Genomic DNA, 22012 nt, shown 5'->3' with positions numbered 1-22012 from the left:
GGGGTGCGAAAGGAAAACGCTGCCGTCATTCGTCGGAGATGTCCTCCGCGTGGGCGCCGTCCCGCCGATCCGCCCCGTTCACCGCGGCGGCCACGTCGACCGCGGCGCGGTTCTCCGCCACGTCGTGGACTCGGACGATGTCCGCCCCCCGATCCGCCGCGAGCGCGGTCGCGGCGACGGTGGCGTGCTCGCGGTCGTCCGGGGCGCGGTCGACCGCGCCGAACATCGATTTGTGCGAGTGGCCGACGAGCACCGGGCAGTCGAGCGCGGCGAACTCCCCGACGCGGTCGATCAACTCGAACGCCTCGGCCGCCGACTTCCCGAAGCCCAGTCCCGGGTCGACGATCACCTTGTCGCGGTCGATCCCGGCCGTGTCGGCGAGCGCCAGCCGTTCGCGGAGCGACGCGATCACGTCGCTCACCACGTCGTCGTACTCGGGATCGTTCGACGGGTCGACCGGCGCGTCGAGGCTGTGCATCAGGACGACCGGGCAGTCCGCATCGGCGACGACCTCGCGCATCTCGGGGTCCGCCAGTCCGGTCACGTCGTTGATGACGTCCGCCCCTGCCTCAAGCGCCGCCGTCGCGACCGGCGCCTTCCGCGTGTCGACCGAGATCAGCACGTCGCCGTCGGCGACCGCCGGCACCGACTGTATCGCCTCGATCGTCGGGACGACGCGATCGATCTCCTCCGCGACGGGGACCGGCTCCGCACCCGGTCGGGTGGATTCGCCGCCGACGTCGACGACGTCGACGCCCGCCTCGACCATGCGCTCGACGCCCGCGACCGCGTCTGCCAGCGCCTCGTGGCGCCCGCCGTCGTGGAACGAGTCCGGCGTGACGTTGAGTACGCCCATCACGGCCGTGCCGTCGGTCCACGGGTAGTCCGGGCCGGAGTCGCCTCCGGATTCGACCGCGACGCCGTCGCGCTCAAGCCGGCGAGCGATGTCCGCGGCGACGCCGTCGAGCCCGGTGCCCTCCCGAGCGCGCATGCGGTCGAGCAGGTCCCGGTACTCCGCGATCGTCGCGCCGAGGGTGACCGGGACTTGCTCGCCGTCCGGAACGCGCCCCTCTCCCGCCCCGAGTCCGCCGATCACCCCGTCGCCGCCGGCCTCGCGGACCGCGGCCGCGACGCGCTCGGCGCGGTCGCCGCGCAGCCGAAGCGCGAGGACCCGGTGATCGATCCCATCTGCCAGGATCGCGGCCCCGTCGGGCGACACCCCGCCCGCATCGAGCGCACGACGGGCGTCTGCCCCGGCTCGTTTCCCCGACTTGCCGACCGATCGCGGCGTCACGGTTCGAAGCCGGGCCGCCCGCGCCTCCGCGACCGCGAACAGCGACCCGAGGAGCAGCACGCAGTCGCCCGGGTCGGCGCGAGCGACCGCGTCGTCGAGGGCGGCGGCCACGTCGTCGCCGACGGTCACCCCGTCGACGCCTGCCGTCCGGAGCGCGGTCGCGAGCACTTCAGGATCCTCCGCTCGGTTGAGCGCCGGCCGGCAGGTGACCGCCGAGGCGGCGTCGGGAAGCGCGCTCGCGGCGCCCGCGTGGTCCTTGTCGTGCATCGCCCCGTAGACGAGGTGGAGGTCGTCGTAGTCGTACTCGTCGAGCGTCCGAGCGAGCGTTTCGCAGGCGGCGGGGTTGTGCGCGCCGTCGAGCACCGTCAGCGGCGCGGTGTCGATCACTTCGAACCTCCCCGGCCACGTCGCTTGAGAGAGTCCGTCGCGGATCGCGCTCTCCGGGAGGGGGTCGGCGGCCTCACTCTCGACCCCGTCAGCGTCGGATCGTTCGCCCACCGCCGCCGCAGTCCGTCGGGCCAGCGCAACGGCGACCCCCGCGTTCGTCGCCTGATGGTCGCCGACGAGCGGGATCCGGTAGGTGCCCGCGAGTTCGCCCGCGAGCGTCACCTCGGCGTCGGTCGGGCTCACCCGCCCGTCGTAGGTGACTGAGAGCGCGGGCGCATCGCCGTCATCGCCGTCGTCGCCGTCCGCATCCTTCTCGCCGTCCTCCCTTCGCTTCGCCCTCGCGACCGTCGCGACCGGCGCGCCGGCCTCGGCGGCGACCTCGCGGACGACGTCGAGCGCCTCGCCCTCGCAGGCCGTCACGAGGGGCGCGTCCGGCTCGGCGATCCGGGCCTTGGTGCGGGCGATCTCCGCGACCGTGTCGCCGAGGACCGCGGTGTGTTCGAGCGAGACGTTCGTCACGGCGGTCGCGACGGGGTCGACCGCGCTGGTCGCGTCGTACTCGCCGCCGAGGCCGACCTCCAGCACGGCGACGTCGACGTCGCGGCGCGCGAAGTCACGGATCGCCATCGCCGTGACGACCTCGAAGAAGGTGAGCGGCTCGCCGGCGGCCGCGCGCTCGACGAGCCACGGCTTCGCCTCCTCGACGAAGTCGACGATCGCCGCCTCGGTCATCTGGAGCCCGTCGACACGGACCCGCTCGGCCAGCGCGGAGAGGTGCGGCGAGGTGTAGAGGCCGACGGAGAGCCCGGCCTCGCGCAGGATCGATTCGGTCATGCGCGCCGTGCTCCCCTTCCCGTTCGAGCCGGTCACCTGCACGAACGGCACGTCGTCTTCCGGGTTGCCGAGTCGGTCGAGCAGCGCCTCGACGCGCTCGGTCCCCGGCCTGACCGAGAAGCGGCGGAGGTCGAAGAGGAACGCCGCCGCCTCGTGGTAGTCCATGTCCCGTGGGTCGGCGTCGCGTCGCTTAGGCGTAACGGACCGGGTCGACGCCGGCGGTTCCGGGCCTCCTCCGATCGCGGTTCGGCGGCCGCGAAGAGCAACTCTTAGGCGCGCGCCCGACCGATCGAACCCATGAACGAGACAGCGGCCGCGACGACGTCCGCGGCCGACGACGCCGACGGCGGCGCGGTGCTCGTCGGGGAGCGCGTCCGGCGGTCGTACGGCGACGTCGTCGCGCTCGACGGGGTCGACCTCCGCGTCGAGGCCGGCGAGGTGTTCGGGCTCATCGGCCCCAACGGCGCCGGCAAGACCACCCTCGTCCGCGCGCTGACGGGGACCACTGACGCCGAAGGCGACCTGCGCGTGTTTGGCGTCCCGCCCCGTGAGGTCGATCCGCAGCGAATCGGCCTCCTTCCGCAGTCGTTCGACCCTCCCGAACGACTCACGGCGCGGGAGCTGGTCGACTACTACGGCGGGCTGTACGACGAGGCCCGCGACACGGAGTCGGTCCTGCGGGACGTGGGCATGGCCGACGACGCCGACGCGTGGTACGAGACTCTTTCGGGGGGGCAACAGCGCCGGACCTGCGTCGCGACTGCCATCGTCAACGACCCCGACCTCCTCTTCCTCGACGAGCCGACCACCGGGATCGACCCGGCGGGCCGGCGGTCGATCCACCGCCTGATCGAACGGCTCGCCGACGGCGGCACGACGGTCTTCCTCACCAGCCACGCGATGGACGAGGTCGAGCGCCTCGCCGACCGCGTCGCCCTTCTTCGGGATGGCGCGGTCGTCGCCGTCGGCCGACCGGAGGAGTTGATCGCCGAGCACGGCGGCGCGCCCCGGTTGGACGTGAGCCTCGACGGTCCCGCGAGCGAACGGACCGCGGCGCGCGTCGGTGACCGCCTCGCGGGCGGCACCGCGGTCGAGTCGACCCGCGACGGACTCCGGATCCGCGGCGTTCGACCCGAGGCGATCGGCGACGCGGTCGACGCCCTTGACGCGGTCGGGGTCGCCTTCGAGTCGCTCGCGTGGTCCGAACCGTCGCTGGAGGACGTGTACCTTCGGCTCACCGGCGAAGAGTACTCGCCGCGAGAGGAGGTAATCCCGACGGCGCACAGCGACGGCGGCGACCCCGACGACCCCGACGCCGCAGTGCCGGACGGGGGAGACCAATGACGCGAATCGGTCGGATCCGTACCGAGGCGACGGCCGCGGCCCGGTCGTTCCTCCGCCGCCGAACGGCGGTGTTCTTCACCTTCTTCTTCCCGGTGATCCTCGTAGTGATCTTCGGCGCGTTGGTGCGAACCCAGCCGACCGGGGGCGGACTGTTCGCAGAGCCGGCGGGGTACTACATCCCCGGCTACCTCGCCGTGGTCGTCCTCTTCACCCCGCTGTCTCGGGTCGGCTCCGAGATCGCCCGACATCGAGACGGGGGTCGGTTCGAGAAGCTGGCGACGACGCCGCTCTCGCGGGCGGAGTGGCTCCTCGCGCACACGCTCGTGAACGTCGCGATCATCGGCGCGGCGAGCCTCCTGATCTTCGGGCTCGTGCTCGTGGTGACCGACGCCGATCCGGTCGTTTCGCCGGCGCTCGCCGCGTTACCTCTCTTCGTCGCCGTCGGCGTCGCGCTGTTCTGCGGGCTCGGAGCGGTGCTCGGCGCGCTCACGGACTCGCAGGACGGCGTGATCGCCGCGAGCAACACGGTCGCGCTCCCGCTGCTGTTCCTCTCGGAGACGTTCGTCTCCCCCGACCTGCTGCCGGCGTGGTTCCGCCCGGCCGTCGCCGCCTCGCCGCTGACGTACTTCGCGCGCGGGACGCGGGCCATCGTCCACGAGCCCGGCGCGTGGGTCGGCGACCTGGTCGTCCTCTCGGTCCTCGCCGTCGCGTTCCTCGCGCTCGGCGCATATGCGGTCCCGCGGACGGACTGAGACGCGCGGAGGTCGATGCAGACGACGGCGTGCGGCGTCCCGCTCGGAGGGTCGAAAGCGAGCGAACGGTCGCACGGTCGGGCCGATAGTCGGCGAAGCCGGTCATTTATATCGCCTGGTGTCCTCCCGGCGAGACGAGAGAGGGCCAGTGTTGACCACCGTTCAATTCACGTGTTCGGACTGTGCGCAGACAATCGAGGTCAACGAGGAGATGCGGAAGACGATCCTCGAGACGGGCTGTCCGGTCTGTACGACCAGCGTCACTGAGACCGACTTCTCCGGCGACTTCGGCGACGCGTAGCGCCGCATCGTCGGTCACCAGCGAGACCCTTCGGTACACGTTCAGTTTTCACTCACCTTCCGGGACAGAACCGATACCCGCCGACCGGTTACTCGTCGTCGCGGTCGACGACGACGGTCCGCCCGGTGAGTCGGTCGGGGACGAATCGATAGAGGTTGATGTCGAGGTCGGGTTTGCCGTCCGCCCAGATTTCGAACAGCGGACGGCGGGTCTCCCCGTACTGCGAGATGGTTTCGGGCGTGAGTTCGTCGAGGTCGACCCGGCGCAGCGTCCCGACGCCGACGACGCTGCCGTACGCGTCTCCGTTCTCTTCGTACACCACGATCCGCGCTTTCGGGCTCGACGCGAGGAACTCGCGCTTCTCGCTGTCGGGCGTCGAGACGAGTCGGAGGAAGGCGTCGCGCGACTCTTCGTCGAAGCCGTAGGAGATCGGGATCGCGTACGGGGTCTCTTCGCGTGCGAGCGAGAGTACGCCGGTCTCGTGTCGCGAGAGGAACGCGTCGACCTCCGCGTCGGTCATCTCGACCTCGCTGTTCATCGCCATACACCACGAGTCGGCGTACGCCGGGATAAAGGATACGAGACGGATCGTCCCCTGACGACGGTGCGGAGGCGTCCGGACACCGAGGGAGGCGGCGCGGACGGGGACGCCGCTACGCGGTCTGCGCGTCCACGATGTCGCTCTCCGTGACGGGCTCCCTGCAGACGACGCAGCCCGCGTCGAGCAACGTCGCCCGCATGGCGTCGTCCACCTCGATTGATCGACGACACTCCGGGCAGACGAAGGTGTGGGTCCCAGGGCTCGTCATAGATGCGGGTACGGTACAGACACTCATGAAGGATGGTTCGAATTCTTGCAGTTTCGGAATCCGATCAACGGCTCCGATCGCTCGCTGTCGCTCAGTCCAGCAGCGAGGAGAGAATCTTCCGCTGAGCGGCCGCGATGTGCTCGCTGAACGTCGACCGATCGATCCCGAGCGACTCGGCGACCTCGCCCGCGTTGGCCCCTTTGGGGTGATCGAAGTAGCCGGCGTCGTAGGCGGCGGTGAGGACCTCGCGCTGACGCTCGGTGAGGTCGCTCCGGTCGACGGTGACCAAGTCCGACTCCTCGGGTATCGAGGACGATTGCAGGAGTCGCAGCACCTCCATGTCGGAGGAGGCTTCCCGAAACGCGTCGAGCACAGACCGGAGCGCTGGGAGGTCGGTCGCGTGGAACGTCACGAGGAGTCGGCCGTCGCGGATCGTCAGTTCGGTGATCGGGAGCCCGTGGCGGTCGAGCACCGAGAACGGCGAATCCTCGGCGGGCACCGTTTCAAACCGGTAGGCCGTCTTGGGGCCGTAATCGAAGACGACGTCGACCCACTCGGGGACCGACAGGTCGGCGTCGGCGATGAACTCGAACACCGCGATCCCGCCGGTTTCGTTCGGCGCGCTTCGCGAGACGCTGTAAATCGGCGTCGACCCGTCGATGACTCCGTCGAACGGCGACGACGCTCCCGCCGGAAGCGATACCTCCGCTCTGATGCCGGATCCCATCTGCGTCCGACCGTTCTCGCCCCCAGTCAAAACGTTGACGCCGTGGGACTCCCCGCCTGCGGTCGGGGGCCACGGCGGGAGACAACGCGGTCCGAACGAGGCCGGTTCAGCCGGATGCTTATAAAACACCCCTCATATGCAGGGTCGGGATTCGGGTGGATAGCGACGTAACCTACATCCATGAAGCGACAGGCCTCGTACGCGACCGGACCGACGACGGTGACCGAAGGCGACGAGACGCTCGACGCGACCTTCGACGCCCTCGCCGACCCCGACTGTCGAGCGATCCTCGGCGCCGCCGAGACGCCGATGACGACGAGCGAACTGGCCGACGCCTGTGACATCGCGCTGTCGACCGCGTACCGGAAGGTCGAGCGCCTGAGCGAGACGCCGCTCCTGCGGGAGGGCGTCCGCTTCGACCCCGACGGGGACCACGCCGCCGAGTACACGCGCGGGGCCACCGACGCGGCGATCGAACTCGGCGACGACGGCGTTACGCTCACCGTCGAGGACGAGGCGACGGAGCCGATCGCCGCGGTCGCGGAGACCACCGGCGTCTCCGCCGACTGAGCTGAACGAGATTCGGTTCTGATAATCGGCCGGGCAGGCTTATCACTCTCCTTTGGAGAGTCCGGACTGTATGCGCGATGGACCGGACCCTGAAATCCTCTTGAACCTCACTCAAGACAAGGTCGCGGTTCTCGATGACGACGGGAGTTACCGGTCCCTGAACGCGGCGACCGTCGATCTGACCGGATTCGACCCGGACGAACTCGTCGGAACTGACGCGTTCTCGCTGGTTCACCCCGAAGACGAAACGCGGCTCCGCGAGGGGTTCGCACGGATCGTCGCCGGCGAACTGAAGCCGGACGATCCGATCGAGTACCGCTACGCGACCGCCGACGGCGGCTGGGTGTGGCTGCGGACGCAGGTCCACACGCCCGAGTCGACTGGGGTGGACGGTTACGTGTTGACCTCCCGCGACGTCACCCGAGAGGTGGAGTCGCGCCGGCGGCTGGAGACCATCGCGTCGGCGTCGACGGACGTGCTCTGGATGTTCTCTCCGGACTGGTCAGAGCTGCTGTTTATCAGCGGTGCGGTCGAGGGGGTGTACGACGTTTCGACGGAACGTCTCCGACGGGACCCGCAGGTGTTTCTCGACTCGATCCACTCCGACGACCGGCCGTACGTCGAGCAGGCGATGAGACGGCTCTCCGCCGGTGAGTCGATCTGCATCGACTACCGGATCGGGCAAGCCGACGAGACCACACGCTGGGTCCGAGTCCCCGGCGAACCGGTCGTGCGGAACGGCGAGGTGGTCGCCGTCACGGGCTTCGCTCGCGACGTCACCGAGGAGTACCGCCGCGACCGACAGCTCGCCGTGATGGACAACCTCCTCCGTCACACGATCCGCAACGACATGAACGTCGTCGACGGCACCGCTGAACGGATCGCCGACCGCGTGGCGAGCGCGGCGGCGTTCGACCCCGAAGCGTGGACGACCGCCGACGAGGACGCTGACGACGACGACACGGCCCCGCCGTGCGCCCCGACCGAACTCGCCGAGTTCGGTGCGGACCTGGTCGAGCACGCTGAGACGATACGGCGGATCGCCTCCGATCTGCTGACGACCGCTGAGAAGCAGCGCGGCGTCATCGACCTGCTCCGTCAGCGCGGCTCGCCGCAGTCGGTGGCGATTGCGCCCATGGTCGAGAAGGGACTCGACATGGCCGTCGAGGATTTCGGCGGGGCAGACGCCGTCAACGTCAGATATCGGGACCCTGACGGGCCCTCCGACGGCGAGGTATCGGTCGATGGGTCGGGCGACGGCGAGGCCGTCCCGACCGTTTCCGTCTCGTACTCCCGGGACGCACGGGCGTTCACGCACCCGGAACTCGACTACGCGATCGCCGAACTCGTCGAAAACGCCATCGAACACGCGGAGTCCACGCCACGCGTCCGGGTCGATGTGACCGAGACCGCGGAAACCGTCGAGATCTCGATCCGCGACAACTGCCCGCCGATTCCCACGGACGAGCGGTACGTCATCACCGACCGGTGGGAGATGGACGACCTGCGACACACCGGTGGGATGGGGCTGTGGCTCGTGTACTGGGTCGCGAAACGATCCGGCGGCGACCTCTCCTTCGACACCCACTCGAACGGGAACGTGGTCACGCTCGTCGTCCCGAGCGGCGGGCGGGACGCGAACGACGCCGAGCGCACGGTGACCGACTCACCGACCCAACCGCGAACGGTCGCGGCCCGCGCGAACGGCGGTGGCGACACCGAGAGAAGCGGCGACACCGAGAGTCGGGACGTCGCCGGCTCGAACGCGGGCGGCGGGGAGGGACTGAGCCCGGAGTGACCGAGGGTGCGGATCTCGCGGATCTCGTGGACCTCGCAGACCTCGAAGACCTCGCGGATCCCGAATATTTCAGTGATCGGTCGCCGTCGTCGGCGCTGCGCTGATCGATTCTGTGACTTCCAGATCGATCGTTCGTGATTGACTCGACTCGCGAACGCAATCCCACCGATCTTAAACATCCGGTTCGCGTAGTTGCACATTGATGGGTACGCTCAATGAGCTGTTCGACCCGGATCGGGTCGCCGTCGTCGGCGCGACCACTCGCGAGGGGGCCGTCGGTCGCGCGGTCACGTCGAATCTGCTCGACGACTTCGACGGCGTCACCGTTCCCGTCAACCCGAACTACGACGAGGTGCTCGGGACGCCGTGCGTCGACGAGGTGGCCGACGCCGACGCCGACGTCGCCGTGATCGTCGTGCCGCCCTCGATCGTGTTGGACGCGATCGAGGCGTGCGGCGCGGCGGGCGTCCGGAACGTCGTCGTCATCACCGCCGGGTTCGGCGAGACGGGGGAGGACGGGGCCGCGAGGGAGCGACGCCTCGCGGAGATAGCCGACGAGTACGACCTCAACCTCGTCGGCCCAAACAGCCTGGGGATTATGTCGACGCCCTCGGGCATGAACGCGACGTTCGGCCCGGAGAACGCGCTCCCCGGCGGACTCTCCTTCATGAGCCAGTCGGGCGCGTTCGTCACCGCGGTCCTCGACTGGGCCAACGACAACGGGATCGGCTTCAAAGACGTCGTCTCGCTCGGGAACAAGGCCGTCCTCGACGAGACCGACTTCGTCGATCACTGGGGGGCCGACGAGGAGACCGACGTGATCATCGGCTACCTCGAGGGGATAGAAGACGGCCGCGAGTTCATCGAGTCCGCCCGCGAGACGACCCAGGACACGCCTATCGTCGTCGTGAAGTCGGGGCGGACGAGCGCCGGTGCGCAGGCCGCCTCCTCGCACACCGGCACCCTCGCCGGCTCCGACAAGGCGTACGAGGCCGGCCTCGATCAGGCGGGCGTCATCCGCGCCGAGTCGGTCGACGAACTGTTCGACTCCGCCGGTATCCTCGGGAGCCAGCCGCTTCCGGACACCGACAGCGTCGCCATCGTCACCAACGCCGGCGGCCCCGGCGTGATGGCGACCGACGCCGTCGGCGACGCCGACCTCGACATGGCGTCGTTCACCGCGGAGACGAGCGACGCGCTGGCCGAGTCGATGCCCGAGGAGGCGAACATCCACAACCCGGTCGACGTGATCGGCGACGCCGACGTGGAGCGGTTCCGCGAGGCGCTGGAGATCACCGTCGCCGACGACAACGTCGGGGCCGCCCTCGTGCTGGCCGCTCCGACGGCGACGATCGATTTCGCCGACCTGGCGGACGCCATCGAGGCGGTCAGCGAGGAGATGGACGCGCCCGTCGCCGCCTGCTTGATGGGCGGCGACCGGACCCGCAAGCCGAAACAGCAGCTACAGGCGAAGGGAATCCCCTGCTACTTCGACCCCGCCCGTGGGATCGAGAGCCTCGCGACGCTGGCGGAGTATCGCGACGTCAAGGACCGGGAGTACGCCGACTCGATGTCGTTCGACGTCGACCGCGAGCGCGCTCGCGAGATACTCGAAACGGTGCGCGACCGCGACGACAACCGCCTCGGCGTGGAGGCGATGGAGCTGCTCGACGCGTACGGGATCGCGACGCCGGCTGGCGAAATCGTCGACTCACCCGAGCGCGCCGCCGCAGTCGCCGGCGACATCGACGGGGACGTGGTGATGAAGATAGTCTCGCCCGACATCCTCCACAAGTCCGACATCGGCGGCGTCGCCGTCGGCGTCGCGGACGAGGACGTCGCCGACACCTACGAGGACCTGATCACCCGAGCGCGTAACTACCAGCCGGACGCGACCGTGCTCGGCGTGCAGGTGCAGGAGATGGTCGACTTGGAGAACGGGGTCGAGACGATCGTCGGCATGAACCGCGACCCGCAGTTCGGACCGTTGCTGATGTTCGGGCTCGGCGGCATCTTCGTGGAGGTGATGGAGGACACGACATTCCGCGTCGCGCCCGTCTCGGAGCCGGAAGCCCGCGAGATGACCGAGGAGATCCAGTCGGCGCCGCTGCTCCGCGGTGCCCGCGGCCGCGCTCCGGTCGACGTCGACGCTGTCGTCGACACGATCGGACGGCTCTCACAACTGGTCACCGACTTCCCGGCCATCCTGGAACTCGACATCAATCCGCTCGTCGCACTGCCCGACGCTGACGGCGGCACGAACGCCGCCGCCGTCGACGTGAGACTTACGGTTGACCCGGAGGAACTCAACTCATGACAGACACACCCACGACACTCGTTACCGCGACCGGAGAAGGCGTCGGAAAGACAGCGATCACCATCGCGCTCGCGCGGCTCGCCGCCGACCGCGACCGCAGCGTCGGCTACATGAAGCCGAAGGGGACGCGGCTCCAGTCGAACGTCGGCAAGACGCTCGATCAGGACCCAATGCTCGCTCGCGAGGTGCTCGGGCTCGACGCCGAGATGCACCAGATGGAGCCGGTCGTCTACTCGCCGACGTTCGTCGAGGGTGCGATCCGCGGCACCGAGGACACCGACGCCCTTCGCGAACGGGTTCGCGAGGAGTACGAGGGATTGGCCGCCGACCGCGACCACATGTTCGTCGAGGGCGGCGGCAACTGGACCACCGGCGGGGTCGTCGACCTGACCGACGTCGACGTGGCCGAACTGCTCGACGCGCGGGTGGTGCTCGTCGCGGGGTACGGCTCGCCGAACGACCTCGACGACGTGCTCGCCGCCGCCGACGCCTTCGGCGACCGGCTCGCGGGCGTCGTGTTCAACAAGGTCTCCGACGACGCGTTCGATTCGCTCGACCAGGACGGGATCCCGTTCCTCGAATCGAAGGGGATCACGGTGTTCGGTGCGATCCCCCACGAGAAGGAGCTCGCGGGCGTCACCGTCGGAGAGCTTGCCGACGAACTCGGCGCCGAACTGCTCACGGACGCCCCGACCGACGGCTTCGTCGAGCGCTTCCTCGTCGGTGCGATGGGCGGCGACGAGGCGCTGCGGTACTTCCGGCGCGCCCGCGACGCCGCCGTCATCACCGGCGGTGACCGCGCGGACGTCCAGACCGCGGCGCTCGACGCCTCCGGCGTCGCGTGTCTCGTCCTGACCGGCGGCCACCGACCCTCCGGTGCGGTGCTCGGCAAGGCGGCCGACGCGGGGAAGCCCGTGCTCGCCGTGAACACCGACACCGTCACCGCGATCGATCGCGCCGAGGGGATCGTCCGCAGCGGCCGGACTCGGGACGCGCGCACCGTCGACCGGATGGCCGAACTGCTCGACGCGCACGCCGACATCGACGCGCTGGTGTAAGCGAGACCCCGTCGGCTCCCTCTCCGCCCCCCGTTTTCGCCGTCGCGTCGGCCGCCGGGGGCGAGCGTCTGACATACTGTTTTCACGGAGGACCACGTAGCCCAGCTATGACCAGTCTCTCGGAGACGTACGGTGGACGAGGGCGCTCCGAGACTGACCCGCGTCGGGTCACTTTGGGGGTGGGCGCCTTCGTCGCCGGAACGCTGCTGCTCGTCGCCGGGATCCTCGTCGCCGCGGAGGTCGTCCTTCCGAGCGGCTACAGCTCCGGCACGGCCCGGCGGCTCGGCGGTATCCTCGGCGGCGTCGGCGTTCCACTGCTGTTGCTCGGCGTGATGACCGTCCTCCCGGCGGACCGTAACACGCGCGCCGCCGCGGTCGTCGGGGCGGCCGTCATGTGTCTCGGCGTCGCGCTGTTCGCGTACGCCTACCCCTACCACTGGGTCGGCGGGCCGCGTCCGGAGCTCACGGACCTCACGCTGCCGACCGCGGGGCTGTACTTCGTCGGCGCCGCGACGACGATGTGGAGCGTCTTCGTCGGCGTCGTCAACTTCAAGACGCGGAACGACCCCGGCGGCACCGTCACGATGGAGGTGACGCACAAGGGCGAGACGAAGATCATCGAGGTCGGCCGCGACCAGGTCGACGGAATGGGCGGCGTCGGTCTGCTCGGTGGCGTCCCCGACGGTGAGGTGGAGACGCAGACGAACCGACCGGAGAACACCGGTCGAACCGACGCGCCGACGGGGAACGGCTCGCTGTCGGGCGCGGAGTTCGGTGACTCGACCCCCGCTGCCAGTACAAACTCGCCGGGGAGCGCCTCCGGCGGGAACGCGAGCGGGTCGGCCGGCCTGAGCGACGGCGGCGAGACCGACACCGACCTCCGGTCGCCCCTCGACGACGCGGGGCCGGCGAGCGGGCAGTCCGGCCCGTCCGGGCCTGCAGGGTCGACACCGGACGATCGGTCCACCGCCGCCGCGCGCGACGGCCCCGGCGACACGTACTGCGGGAACTGCACGCACTTCGACTACGTCCGGACCGACCAGGGAATGCAGCCGTACTGCGACCATCACGACGAACTGATGGACGACATGGACGCCTGCGACCAGTGGACGCCGCGGTAATCTCTGTAATCTCTCGACGGGCGTTCACTCGACGACACCGCGCTCCGCTGGAGTCGACACCTCCACCTATCCGCTTTTTCGCTCGCTGACGCCCGCCGCCGACGGGAGCTGTGACTCCGCGACGGCGAACGCGAGCGTGCTCAACACCGCCGTGAGCGTCCCCGCCGCGAGCGCCAATGCGAGATCCGGGAGCCCCAGCGAGGTGACGCCCGGCGCTTCCGGCAGGAAGAACCCCGAGACGGCGTACAGCACGACCGCGATGGACAACACGTAGAACGGGGCGTTGAGGTACCGCCACCGGAACCGACCGCCGAGGTACTCGTCGGTGATCTGCCCGAGGCTGGAGGTGACGCCGGCGACCGCCAGCCACTGGACGAACCCGTGGACGAACGCAGCGACCGTCACGCCGGTCGTCCCCGATCCGTCGCGAACCGCGTTGACGGTCTCCACCGTCTCCAGTCCCTGGACGCCGCCGACCACAATCAGCGCGAGCGCGACGACGTAGGTGACGAGGGTGACCCGCCCGGTGTACAGCACGTTCCGCACCCTCGAGGCGGCCCCGTCGACGCTCTCTTCCAGCCCGAGGCCGCGGAACAGCGAGTAGAGACCGACGAGCCCGGAGAGGATTCCGAGGACCGCCGCGCCCGCGACGTCAAAGAGGTTCGCGACGACGACCAGCGGGTAGATGAGGAGGAGGACGCCGAGCGGGACCAGGATCGTCCCGCGGGTCTCGGGGTCCGCGAGCACCTGCTTGATCGTGTAGTAGAGCGATTCGAGGTCCTGGGCCTGCCGAACGACGACGCGACGCATCCCGTCTATCGGCATCCGCGAGCGGATCACCGGGAGGACGGACTCGTCCTGTGCGCCGTCGGTGATCACCACGGCGGAGACTTCCTCGCCGGTCGACAGCTCGGCGAGGACGCGGTCGACCTCCTTCCCGACCGCGCGGTTCGCCTTCACGTCGGAACCGTCTATTCCGGTGACTGCGGCGACCTCGACGGCCTCGCCGGCGGCTGCCAGCTCGTCGTGCACGTTCACGCCCTGAAAGAGGACGTTCACGTCCGAGTCCTCCGGGTCGGCGGTCGCGAGCGCGACGGCGGCCTCGGTGACGTTCTCGGCGCCGATCACCGGGGTGGGGATCCCAGTCTTTCGGCCGAGGTCGTCGTCGAGGTCGACGCAGAGGACCAACAGCATCGTCTGACGCTATGCGAGGCGCCGGGATATGTTTTCGGCTCGGGGACGGCGGGTGATTGCGTCTCGATTCTTCACCGCGTTGCTCTCCGACCGTGGTTCCGATCGACCGCTCAGTCGTCGCTCGGCGCGGGCTCGTGTTGAATTCCGTTCAGCATCCGGCGGACGTTCTCGCCGTCGCCGAACACCGCCGGGTACGCAGCCAGCGGCACCACGTAGTCGCTGCCGACCTCTATCGCCTCGGCCACATGGAACTCGAGTTCGACGCTCACGCCAGTCCCCTCTATCTCCCCGTCGGCCGAGTACACGACGACGCCCGCGTCGGTGTCGAGGATTTCGGTCGAGTACTCCGAGCCGCGTTCGAGGTCGCTCACGCCCTCGTAGCGGTCCACGATCAGCTGCGCGCGCTCGTTGTCGTCGAGCTCTCCGACGGGGTTGAACGCCTGCCCCAGCACCTCGACGCGCGGGGTCGTCAGCACGGCGAACACCGCCGCCTGATACCGCTCTCCCAGTATCTCGACCGCCTTGTCGTACTCCGCGATCCGGCTCGTCACCTCCACTTCTTGGGTCGATCCGGCCACTTCGAACTCGCGGGTCTGGACGTCTTCGGTCACCTCGTTGAGCTCGTAGCCGCTCTCGGCGAGCGTCGCGTCCGCGACGGTTGCGGTGCCCGCCGTGAACTCAACCGTGTCGCCGGTCGCGAGGTCGAGGGCGGTGCAGCCAGCGAGGCCGGCGAGGCCGACCGCGCCGCCAGCGGCAAGCGCGCGACGACGGGTGAGGCCGTCGTTCTCGGTGGACTCGGACGACTCGTCTGCGATCGGTGCATCGCTCATGGCTCTCGCTCGCGTCCCCGGTGGTACATGCTTTGTGTTCGTTCGTCCGGCGGGATCGACGAGCGCCGTCGTCGTCCCCGACATCTGCCGAACGCGCCGAACGGGCCGGCGGCGGCAAACGCGACGCCCGCGACGACCTCGATGCCCGCGTGACAACAGTTCTCCCGGCGATACGGAGTTCGGACGCTTTTTGAGGCCGCGGCTGGTAGTAAGGGTAGATGATCTCCAAGGGCTGTGAACAGTGCGCCAAGGGCGGCAAGATGGTGCTGTTCGTCTACGGCTACTGCGACCAGCGGGACTGCTTCTACTGCCCTCTCGGAGAGAACCGGAAGAACGTCACGGACGTGTACGCCAACGAGCGGAAAGTCGAGTCCGACGAGGACGTGATCGAGGAGGCCAAGCGTATGAGCGCGCTCGGAACCTCGATCACCGGTGGCGAACCGCAAGAGGCGATGGCGAAGACGACGCGCTACCTCGAACTGCTGAAAGACGAGTTCGGCGAGGACCACCACACGCACCTGTACACCGGTATCCCGGGCGGGCGCGAGAACATGCGCCGCCTCTCGGAGGCGGGCCTCGACGAGATCCGTTTCCACCCGCCCCTGGAGCTGTGGGGCGACATGCACGGGACCGAGTGGGAAGAGATCCTGTATATCGCCCGAGAGGAGGGGCTCACCCCCGCCTTCGAAATCCCCGGCATCCGCGCCGAGTCGGAGTTCCTGGAGTTCCTCGACGAGGGCGCCGCGGAGTTCTGCAACATCAACGAGTTCGAGATGTCCGACGGCAATTACCGCCGAATGCAGGAGGAAGGGTTCGAACTGCAGGAGGGCCACATGTCGGCCGTCGAGGGGTCGAAGGACGACTCGATAGTCTCCGAGATGGCGAGCCACGAGAAGGTGTACTTCTGCACGTCGGTGTTCAAGGACGCCGCCCAGCACCGGAACCGGCTCAAGCGAATGGCGAAGAACATCCGGCGGGAGTTCGACGAGGTGACCGACGACGGCACGCTCGTCTACGGGAAGGCGTTCGCCGACCCCGAACGCTTCGAGGCGCTCGGCGTCCCCGAGGAGTTCTACACCGTCAAGTCGAACCACGTCGAGGTCGCGTGGTGGCTGTTAGAGGAGATGGTCGAGGGCGGCGACCTCGACCGCGGCGAAATCGTCGAGCAGTACCCGACCGCCGACGGAACCGTCGTCGAGCGGACCCCCGTGGCCTGAGCGGGCATTGTTACTCGGTCCTTTCCCCGTCGCGTCGGCGGTTCGCCCGCCGCGTGGTGTGTATTCGCATGTCATACTTATGTGGGATCGGCCCGTACTCGCGCGTATGACCTCCGAAGAACCCGTATTCGCCGACGTGAGCATCGGACAACCGGTGTACGACGAGGACGGCGACAAGCTCGGATCGGTCCGCGGCGTCGACGACGACGGCTTTTACGTCTCCTCGCCGTCGGGATCGGCGTCGTTGACCCTCACGGACGCGCGCGACCTGTTCGGGACCGCCTACGTGATGTGGCGCTGCTGGGAGTGCGGCGAGATGGGCGAAATCGGGGCGGAGCTTCCGGCCAACTGCCCGAACTGCGACGCGCCGCGTGAGGAGTTGTACTACTGGGTCGAAGACTGACAGCGGGCACGGACGCCGGCGTCGGTCACACTGATCGGCGCCGTGTTGGGTACTCTTGACCCTGGAGCGCCGCCGACAGCTGCAGATACGCGAGCGCGTCCTCGGTGCCCTTCTCCGAAGCCCCGACCGCTCGGGGGCACAGGTCACCCCATTCGGTCATAACCGATCGTCGCCGTCGCGTTCGTCCTGCTCGTCCGGTTCGTCCGGTTCGTCCGGCTCATCCGGTTCGCCCGGCTCGTCCGACTCGTCGCCCATCCTCTCACGGAGGCGTTCGACCTCCGCCTCCAGCTCCGCGATGCGGTCGGCGTCCGCCTCCTCGCCGTCGGAACGCAGTCTGAGGTACAGCACCACGCCCGCGATGACGACGACGGGGACGCCGAAGAGCAGCACGAGGACCAACAGGAGGATCACGAGTTCGGGAGCGCCGGGGACGCCGCCGAACGCTGGGAGTGCGGGAAGCATGAGACTGTCATCTCGGCGGCGCGACTAAAACGGATCGGGCGCAGGAAACGCCGCACTTCCGTCCTCACTCAACGTCGACGAAGTCACCGAGATTCGCCTGCAGGCCGGCCGCGAGCGTCGACTTCCGACGGAGTCGACCGAGCGACACCGGGAGGTGCTCTGTGACGCCGCGGACCGCCTCGCCGAACGTCTCCGCGGTGCCGCATTCCCCTTCGAAGGCGTTCCGGACGGCCTCGCGCACCTGCCAGACGCCGACCGGCCCCCAGTAGTCGTCGGAGACGTGGCGCAGGACGAGTGCCTTCGCCTGCCGCCCGCGGTCGTTGAGATGTTCGAGCACGCCCAGCCGGGCCGCGTAGTAGGCGCCGGCCGTCTCGTCCACGTAGCCGGTCCGCCCCTCGCGCCCCTCGCTGGCGGCCGAGAGGGAGACGCCCGACTCGGGGTCGGGGTTCCAGATCGACCCGGGAGATTTCATCTCGACGAGTTCGTACTCCCACCGTCCCGGCACCAGAATCACCCAGAAGGCGTTCCCGAGGTACTCGTTGCGGTGGACCTCGATCCGGTCGACCGTCGGGTTATCGCGGATCGAGCCGCGGAGGAACTGCCCGACCGTGTCGTCGACCGCCGTGATCGACCACCGCGTCGGGACGAGCCGGCGATTCTCGCCGCGCCCGAGCGCGCCAGCGGAGAGGATGGTGTTGATCTCGTAGACGTCGAACCCACGGCGGTAGAGGTACGTCATCGCGCCCTCGGCGCGCCAATCGTCGTCTTCGAGAGTCTTCTGCACCGGTCGCGGGACGTGCGGGTTCTCGCCGAGTTCGGCGGTGCGGGCCGCCGCGCGCGGCCCGGTCGGCGTCTTGATGTCCTGCGTCCCGACGTCGAAGTCGAGGTCGGGCCGCCCGTCGAGCCCGATCTCCACGTCGACCGGCCGGTCGGCGATCGCGACCTCGCGCTGCACGCCGAGCCACCCGTCCCAGGCGTCGTGGACGCTGGCGGCCGCGTTCACGCCGTGGACCGCCCCGCCCCCCGCCCCGTTCGCGCTCGTGCCGACGTCTCTGACGTCGACCCCGCGCGCCGAGTTGAGCAGGCTCGTCCGGCGGTCGAACACGTCGGAGATGGAGACGCCCTCGTCGTACCACGCCGCGGAGGTCTCGAACGTGTCCGCGCGCTCCTCGCGACCGACCGGCGAGAGCAGCCCGGTCGACACGTTCGGGTAGTTCGAGCGGCCGACGAAGATGGAGGGCGAGACGCTGCCGACCACGGCGTCGTCGGAGACGTGCTCGTCGAACCGCCGCTCGAAGGAGTCGAGGTGATCGAGGATGCCGTAGTCCTTCTCGCTCGCGAGGCGCCGTCGCTCGGCGCGCTCGTTCGCCTCGAACTCGATGAACTCGTCGAGCCGCATTCGGCCGAACGTTGACGCCCCGGCGGCTTGAACGTTGCTGGCGGACGGCGCCGTTTAAAAAGGGTGGTGGAGCGGAGAGCGACGCTCCGCCGGCGGCTTAGCTGTGGATCCCCATCGCTTCGATCTGCTCTTGGTACCGGTTGCGGATGGTGACCTCGGTCACCTGCGCGACGTCGGCGACCTCGCGCTGGGTCTTCTTCTCGTTACAGAGCAGCGACGCCGCGTAGATGGCGGCGGCGGCGTATCCGGTCGGGGATTTCCCGGAGAGCAGGCCCTGCTCGGCGGTCGTCTCGATGATCTCGTTGGCCTTCGACTGGACCTCCTCGCTCAGTTCGAGTTCGGAGGAGAAGCGTGGGACGTACTTCTTCGGGTCGACCGGGCGCATCTCCAGACCGAGCTCCTGGGAGATGTACCGATACGTCCGACCGATCTCCTTTCGTTCGACCCGGGAGACGTCGGATATCTCCTCTAAGGACCGCGGAATACCCTCTTTTCGGCAGGCGGCGTAGAGCGCGGCGGTGGAGACGCCCTCGATCGATCGGCCGCGGATCAGGTCTTCGTTGAGCGCCCGTCGATAGATGACGGAGGCGACCTCGCGAACGGAGCGAGGAACGCCGAGCGCGCTGGCCATGCGGTCGATTTCGGAGAGCGCGAACTGGAGATTGCGCTCGCCGGCGTCCTTCGTCCGAATGCGCTCTTGCCACTTCCGCAATCGATGCATCTGCGACCGCTTCTTCGAGGAGATGGAGCGGCCGTACGCGTCCTTGTCTTTCCAGTCGATGGTCGTCGTCAGCCCCTTGTCGTGCATCGTCTTCGTCGTCGGTGCGCCGACGCGGGACTTCGACTGCCGCTCGGAGTGGTTGAACGCCCGCCACTCCGGGCCGGGATCGATCTGTTCCTCCTCGACGATGAGTCCGGTCTCCTCGTGAATCAGTTCGCCGTCCGCGGTCCGCGTGAGTTCCTCCGGTTCGAAATCTTCGGGGTCCAATTCGTCGACGTCACCTCCCTCGGCGTCGGTTTCAGTCTCGTCGGCATCCTCGTCCCGCACACGCTGCCGGTCGTGATCCCGTTGCCGGGTTGGCCGTGTCATCGCATTTATATGCTACCTAAATGGAATGACTTAAAATTTAGTGAGGGTGCGAAACTGTTCGACCGGGTCGGTCGCGACGGACAAGGCTTTGACGCGCCGTCGTTGACGACGAACGAATGCCGACGATCGACTGCGATCCGGCGACCGCGCGAACCCGTTTGGAGGACGCCGGCGTCCAAATTGAGCCGGGAAACACCGCTCACGAGCGGTGGCGCGCCAAGCGAGACGGGGCGGTCGCCGTCGCGTACGAGAACAAAGTCGTCGTACAGGGGAGCGACCCGACCCGCCTAACGAATCTCCTCCGCGAGGGCGGCGGCCGTGCACACGTTTACTTCGACGGCGCGTCCCGCGGGAACCCCGGCCCCGGCGCGGTCGGCTGGTGTCTCGTCACGTCTGACGGCGTCGTCGCCGAGGGGAGCGAGCGGATCGGGCGGGTCACGAACAACCAGGCCGAGTACGCCGCGCTGATCCGGGCGCTCGAAGCCGCCGACGAGTTCGGCTTCGAGGCGATCGACGTCCGTGGCGACTCGGAACTCATCGTGAAGCAAGTGCGCGGTGAGTGGAACGCCAACGATCCCACACTGCGCGAAAAGCGTGTTCGCGCTCGGGAGCTGTTGGCCCGATTCGACCGGTGGTCGATCGGTCACGTTCCGCGAGAGATAAACGCGCGCGCCGACGATCTGGCGAACGAGGCACTCGATGACGCGAACTAACGAAGAACCGCCGGAGTGGGCGAAAGAACGGGCACGAGAGGTGATGGCCGCCGAAAACGACGGCGACGCCACCGAGGATGACGCCGCCGAGGACGGTCGGGTCCCCGACGTGCCGGTCGAGGTCGTCGACGAGGCTGAGCGGCTCACGCGGCTCGCCCAACGCACCGAGGACGACGCGGCCGCCGCGTTCTATCGAGAGCGTCGCGACGACGTCGTCGCGGGCCACGACTACGTCCCGCGGCTCCGCGAGGACGACGACACGCTCGTGCTGTATCCCGATGAGTGGATGGAGGACGGAACGGTCCAACTCGATCAGATCGAAACCACGGATCGGGCCGTCGAGGTCTCCCTGTCCGGGCCCGGCGATGCCGACCGCTACCGGGAGATAGCTGCCTACAACGAGGCGGTCGCCGACGCGGTCGCCGACGCGCACGCGGAGGTGCACGCCGACACCGCTCGCAGCTTCGCGGCGTTCATGAGCAACCACTACGTCCGCGCTGTCGACGACGCGACCCTCGAGGTGCGCGAGGAGTTCCGCGAGGAGTACCTGCCGCGGAACGGCTGGCCGACCGACGAGCAGCTCGCCGTCGTCGAGGAGTCGCTGTCGGTGATCGAGACCACCGCTGCCGACGTCGACGGACCGGAATCGTCGTAATCGACTGCCGGAGCATCGCTTTCATCGATCGGGTGGACCCCATCGACCACGGCCGAGGCGGCGGCTCCGCTCAGCGGGTCGAGGGTGCGCGGTTTTCACCGCGCGTGTGTGCCAAAATTTGTGTTCGTCCTGTCTTCACTTCGTCTCCCGGTCTCCGCGAACCCTACTCGTTGAGGAGCGCGCGGATCTCGTCGGCGCGCGTCTCGTCAGTCACGAATCGGTCGAGGACCCACTCGAGTTGGCCGAGGACCGCGTCGTGGCCGGCCTCGGTCAGCTCGTACTGATTCGTCCGCTTGTCGAGCTCGCTCTTCTCGACTAACCCGTCCGCGACCAGATCGTCGAGGTTGGGGTAGAGCCGACCGTGGTTGACCTCGGAGCCGTAGTACGACTCAAGCTCGCGTTTGATCGCGAGCCCGTACATCGGCTCCTCGGAGAGTATCGCGAGGATATTCTGTTGGAACGCCGTCAGGTCTGACGCCGCCTTCGATGCCTCCGCATCAGTGACCGCTTGTGCCTCTGACATAGATAAGTGAAGGGAAGCCGAACATATAACCTTTCTCAACGTTTGTTACTGTTTAATTATCCAAGTTAGGTACGATCGCCCAAAACACGTACAAGACGGACACTGAAGCCTTGCAGGCACCGATACGAGTCTATGGGCTCTCTGGACGATCATCGGCCGATTCAGCCATTATGCGACGATCTCACGGCCGAACCGTGCCGTTCGGAAATATATG

Annotated in this window: 22 protein-coding genes; 12 read left to right on the top strand and 10 right to left on the bottom strand. The window is 68.5% G+C overall.

The genetic code is table 11. The features are described from left to right. Positions 1 to 25 precede the first annotated feature (25 nt). Positions 26 to 2680 carry a dihydropteroate synthase gene (gene folP / locus ACNS84_RS10335; protein ID WP_435074788.1) on the bottom strand — a complete coding sequence of 885 codons (2655 nt, stop codon included), beginning with the start codon at positions 2678 to 2680 and terminating at the stop codon, positions 26 to 28. A gap of 132 nt (positions 2681 to 2812) precedes the next feature. On the opposite strand from folP, the gene ACNS84_RS10330 reads away from it, so the two are divergent. From ACNS84_RS10330 to ACNS84_RS10320, 3 genes are all read left to right on the top strand, one after another. Then, on the top strand, positions 2813 to 3859 hold the full coding sequence (locus tag ACNS84_RS10330) for an ABC transporter ATP-binding protein (protein ID WP_435074787.1): 1047 nt from the start codon (positions 2813 to 2815) through the stop codon (positions 3857 to 3859). Further along, positions 3856 to 4611 carry an ABC transporter permease gene (locus ACNS84_RS10325; RefSeq protein ID WP_435074786.1) on the top strand — a complete coding sequence of 252 codons (756 nt, stop codon included), beginning with the start codon at positions 3856 to 3858 and terminating at the stop codon, positions 4609 to 4611. Before ACNS84_RS10330 ends, ACNS84_RS10325 begins: the two co-directional genes overlap by 4 nt. Before the next feature lie 148 nt (positions 4612 to 4759). Continuing rightward, the gene (locus ACNS84_RS10320) at positions 4760 to 4912 is read left to right on the top strand and encodes a DUF7560 family zinc ribbon protein (RefSeq protein WP_435074785.1); all 153 of its coding nucleotides are present in this window, start codon (positions 4760 to 4762) and stop codon (positions 4910 to 4912) included. An 88-nt stretch (positions 4913 to 5000) separates the two neighbouring features. Here ACNS84_RS10320 and ACNS84_RS10315 read toward each other — a convergent pair whose 3' ends face one another. The 3 genes from ACNS84_RS10315 to ACNS84_RS10305 form a co-directional block, all read right to left on the bottom strand. After that, positions 5001 to 5456, bottom strand: a complete 456-nt coding sequence (locus ACNS84_RS10315; protein ID WP_435074784.1) for a pyridoxamine 5'-phosphate oxidase family protein — start codon at positions 5454 to 5456, stop codon at positions 5001 to 5003. A gap of 109 nt (positions 5457 to 5565) precedes the next feature. Beyond that, complete coding sequence (locus ACNS84_RS10310) at positions 5566 to 5721, bottom strand: DUF7560 family zinc ribbon protein (RefSeq protein ID WP_435074783.1); 156 nt, start codon at positions 5719 to 5721, stop codon at positions 5566 to 5568. Between the two features lie 91 nt (positions 5722 to 5812). Continuing rightward, the gene (locus ACNS84_RS10305; RefSeq protein ID WP_435074782.1) at positions 5813 to 6448 is read right to left on the bottom strand and encodes a helix-turn-helix domain-containing protein; all 636 of its coding nucleotides are present in this window, start codon (positions 6446 to 6448) and stop codon (positions 5813 to 5815) included. 180 nt (positions 6449 to 6628) lie between these two features. On the opposite strand from ACNS84_RS10305, the gene ACNS84_RS10300 reads away from it, so the two are divergent. The 5 genes from ACNS84_RS10300 to ACNS84_RS10280 all read left to right on the top strand — a co-directional run bounded on the left by ACNS84_RS10300 (position 6629) and on the right by ACNS84_RS10280 (position 13312). Further along, on the top strand, positions 6629 to 7018 hold the full coding sequence (locus tag ACNS84_RS10300; protein ID WP_435074781.1) for a helix-turn-helix domain-containing protein: 390 nt from the start codon (positions 6629 to 6631) through the stop codon (positions 7016 to 7018). 70 nt (positions 7019 to 7088) lie between these two features. Continuing rightward, positions 7089 to 8816 (top strand): PAS domain-containing sensor histidine kinase, encoded by a 1728-nt coding sequence (locus ACNS84_RS10295; RefSeq protein WP_435074780.1) that lies wholly within the window; start codon positions 7089 to 7091, stop codon positions 8814 to 8816. Positions 8817 to 9018: 202 nt separating this feature from the next. Then, complete coding sequence (locus ACNS84_RS10290; RefSeq protein ID WP_435074779.1) at positions 9019 to 11133, top strand: acetate--CoA ligase family protein; 2115 nt, start codon at positions 9019 to 9021, stop codon at positions 11131 to 11133. Beyond that, on the top strand, positions 11130 to 12191 hold the full coding sequence (locus ACNS84_RS10285) for a phosphotransacetylase family protein (RefSeq protein WP_435074778.1): 1062 nt from the start codon (positions 11130 to 11132) through the stop codon (positions 12189 to 12191). Before ACNS84_RS10290 ends, ACNS84_RS10285 begins: the two co-directional genes overlap by 4 nt. A 107-nt stretch (positions 12192 to 12298) precedes the next feature. Further along, positions 12299 to 13312 carry a cell division protein CdpA domain-containing protein gene (locus ACNS84_RS10280; protein ID WP_435074777.1) on the top strand — a complete coding sequence of 338 codons (1014 nt, stop codon included), beginning with the start codon at positions 12299 to 12301 and terminating at the stop codon, positions 13310 to 13312. Positions 13313 to 13378: 66 nt separating this feature from the next. Here ACNS84_RS10280 and ACNS84_RS10275 read toward each other — a convergent pair whose 3' ends face one another. Both ACNS84_RS10275 and ACNS84_RS10270 read right to left on the bottom strand, forming a co-directional pair. After that, a complete protein-coding gene (locus ACNS84_RS10275; RefSeq protein ID WP_435074776.1) occupies positions 13379 to 14506 on the bottom strand; it encodes a DUF373 family protein in 1128 nt (375 codons plus the stop codon). A 110-nt stretch (positions 14507 to 14616) separates the two neighbouring features. After that, entirely contained in the window at positions 14617 to 15336 is a 720-nt protein-coding gene (locus ACNS84_RS10270; protein ID WP_435074775.1) for a DUF6517 family protein, read from the bottom strand. A 218-nt stretch (positions 15337 to 15554) separates the two neighbouring features. Between ACNS84_RS10270 and ACNS84_RS10265 the strand changes: the two genes are divergently transcribed. Together ACNS84_RS10265 and ACNS84_RS10260 are read left to right on the top strand one after the other, a co-directional pair. Then, on the top strand, positions 15555 to 16553 hold the full coding sequence (locus ACNS84_RS10265; protein ID WP_435074774.1) for a radical SAM protein: 999 nt from the start codon (positions 15555 to 15557) through the stop codon (positions 16551 to 16553). 106 nt (positions 16554 to 16659) lie between these two features. Next, on the top strand, positions 16660 to 16956 hold the full coding sequence (locus ACNS84_RS10260; RefSeq protein ID WP_435074773.1) for a DUF7130 family rubredoxin-like protein: 297 nt from the start codon (positions 16660 to 16662) through the stop codon (positions 16954 to 16956). Positions 16957 to 17112: 156 nt separating this feature from the next. Here the strand turns inward: ACNS84_RS10260 and ACNS84_RS10255 are convergent, their stop codons facing one another. The 3 genes from ACNS84_RS10255 to ACNS84_RS10245 all read right to left on the bottom strand — a co-directional run bounded on the left by ACNS84_RS10255 (position 17113) and on the right by ACNS84_RS10245 (position 19907). Next, entirely contained in the window at positions 17113 to 17418 is a 306-nt protein-coding gene (locus ACNS84_RS10255; protein WP_435074772.1) for a preprotein translocase subunit TatA, read from the bottom strand. A 64-nt stretch (positions 17419 to 17482) separates the two neighbouring features. Continuing rightward, positions 17483 to 18817 (bottom strand): Nre C-terminal domain-containing protein, encoded by a 1335-nt coding sequence (locus ACNS84_RS10250; RefSeq protein ID WP_435074771.1) that lies wholly within the window; start codon positions 18815 to 18817, stop codon positions 17483 to 17485. A gap of 97 nt (positions 18818 to 18914) precedes the next feature. Beyond that, positions 18915 to 19907, bottom strand: a complete 993-nt coding sequence (locus ACNS84_RS10245; protein WP_435074770.1) for a transcription initiation factor IIB — start codon at positions 19905 to 19907, stop codon at positions 18915 to 18917. Between the two features lie 116 nt (positions 19908 to 20023). On the opposite strand from ACNS84_RS10245, the gene rnhA reads away from it, so the two are divergent. Together rnhA and ACNS84_RS10235 are read left to right on the top strand one after the other, a co-directional pair. After that, complete coding sequence (rnhA, locus tag ACNS84_RS10240; RefSeq protein ID WP_435074769.1) at positions 20024 to 20620, top strand: ribonuclease HI; 597 nt, start codon at positions 20024 to 20026, stop codon at positions 20618 to 20620. Then, a complete protein-coding gene (locus ACNS84_RS10235) occupies positions 20607 to 21275 on the top strand; it encodes a DUF7108 domain-containing protein (protein WP_435074768.1) in 669 nt (222 codons plus the stop codon). Before rnhA ends, ACNS84_RS10235 begins: the two co-directional genes overlap by 14 nt. 163 nt (positions 21276 to 21438) lie before the next feature. Here ACNS84_RS10235 and ACNS84_RS10230 read toward each other — a convergent pair whose 3' ends face one another. Then, positions 21439 to 21798, bottom strand: a complete 360-nt coding sequence (locus tag ACNS84_RS10230; protein ID WP_435074767.1) for a PadR family transcriptional regulator — start codon at positions 21796 to 21798, stop codon at positions 21439 to 21441. Positions 21799 to 22012 lie beyond the last annotated feature (214 nt).

It is taken from the genome of Halorubrum wangae (assembly GCF_051194135.1).
GTDB lineage: Archaea > Halobacteriota > Halobacteria > Halobacteriales > Haloferacaceae > Halorubrum.
This window is presented reverse-complemented; position numbering and strand designations above follow the sequence as displayed.

Excerpts from the sequence above, each read along its gene's own strand:
- ACNS84_RS10230 (WP_435074767.1), bottom strand. The coding sequence starts at position 21,798 with ATGTCAGAGGCACAAGCGGTCACTGATGCGGAGGCATCGAAGGCGGCG.
- ACNS84_RS10300 (WP_435074781.1), top strand. The coding sequence starts at position 6,629 with ATGAAGCGACAGGCCTCGTACGCGACCGGACCGACGACGGTGACCGAA.
- ACNS84_RS10235 (WP_435074768.1), top strand. The coding sequence starts at position 20,607 with ATGACGCGAACTAACGAAGAACCGCCGGAGTGGGCGAAAGAACGGGCA.
- ACNS84_RS10305 (WP_435074782.1), bottom strand. The coding sequence starts at position 6,448 with ATGGGATCCGGCATCAGAGCGGAGGTATCGCTTCCGGCGGGAGCGTCG.
- ACNS84_RS10315 (WP_435074784.1), bottom strand. The coding sequence starts at position 5,456 with ATGGCGATGAACAGCGAGGTCGAGATGACCGACGCGGAGGTCGACGCG.
- ACNS84_RS10265 (WP_435074774.1), top strand. The coding sequence starts at position 15,555 with ATGATCTCCAAGGGCTGTGAACAGTGCGCCAAGGGCGGCAAGATGGTG.
- ACNS84_RS10250 (WP_435074771.1), bottom strand. The coding sequence starts at position 18,817 with ATGCGGCTCGACGAGTTCATCGAGTTCGAGGCGAACGAGCGCGCCGAG.
- ACNS84_RS10295 (WP_435074780.1), top strand. The coding sequence starts at position 7,089 with ATGCGCGATGGACCGGACCCTGAAATCCTCTTGAACCTCACTCAAGAC.
- rnhA (WP_435074769.1), top strand. The coding sequence starts at position 20,024 with ATGCCGACGATCGACTGCGATCCGGCGACCGCGCGAACCCGTTTGGAG.
- ACNS84_RS10260 (WP_435074773.1), top strand. The coding sequence starts at position 16,660 with ATGACCTCCGAAGAACCCGTATTCGCCGACGTGAGCATCGGACAACCG.
- ACNS84_RS10270 (WP_435074775.1), bottom strand. The coding sequence starts at position 15,336 with ATGAGCGATGCACCGATCGCAGACGAGTCGTCCGAGTCCACCGAGAAC.
- ACNS84_RS10310 (WP_435074783.1), bottom strand. The coding sequence starts at position 5,721 with ATGACGAGCCCTGGGACCCACACCTTCGTCTGCCCGGAGTGTCGTCGA.
- ACNS84_RS10290 (WP_435074779.1), top strand. The coding sequence starts at position 9,019 with ATGGGTACGCTCAATGAGCTGTTCGACCCGGATCGGGTCGCCGTCGTC.
- ACNS84_RS10255 (WP_435074772.1), bottom strand. The coding sequence starts at position 17,418 with ATGCTTCCCGCACTCCCAGCGTTCGGCGGCGTCCCCGGCGCTCCCGAA.
- ACNS84_RS10280 (WP_435074777.1), top strand. The coding sequence starts at position 12,299 with ATGACCAGTCTCTCGGAGACGTACGGTGGACGAGGGCGCTCCGAGACT.
- ACNS84_RS10325 (WP_435074786.1), top strand. The coding sequence starts at position 3,856 with ATGACGCGAATCGGTCGGATCCGTACCGAGGCGACGGCCGCGGCCCGG.
- ACNS84_RS10330 (WP_435074787.1), top strand. The coding sequence starts at position 2,813 with ATGAACGAGACAGCGGCCGCGACGACGTCCGCGGCCGACGACGCCGAC.
- ACNS84_RS10275 (WP_435074776.1), bottom strand. The coding sequence starts at position 14,506 with ATGCTGTTGGTCCTCTGCGTCGACCTCGACGACGACCTCGGCCGAAAG.
- ACNS84_RS10245 (WP_435074770.1), bottom strand. The coding sequence starts at position 19,907 with ATGACACGGCCAACCCGGCAACGGGATCACGACCGGCAGCGTGTGCGG.
- folP (WP_435074788.1), bottom strand. The coding sequence starts at position 2,680 with ATGGACTACCACGAGGCGGCGGCGTTCCTCTTCGACCTCCGCCGCTTC.
- ACNS84_RS10285 (WP_435074778.1), top strand. The coding sequence starts at position 11,130 with ATGACAGACACACCCACGACACTCGTTACCGCGACCGGAGAAGGCGTC.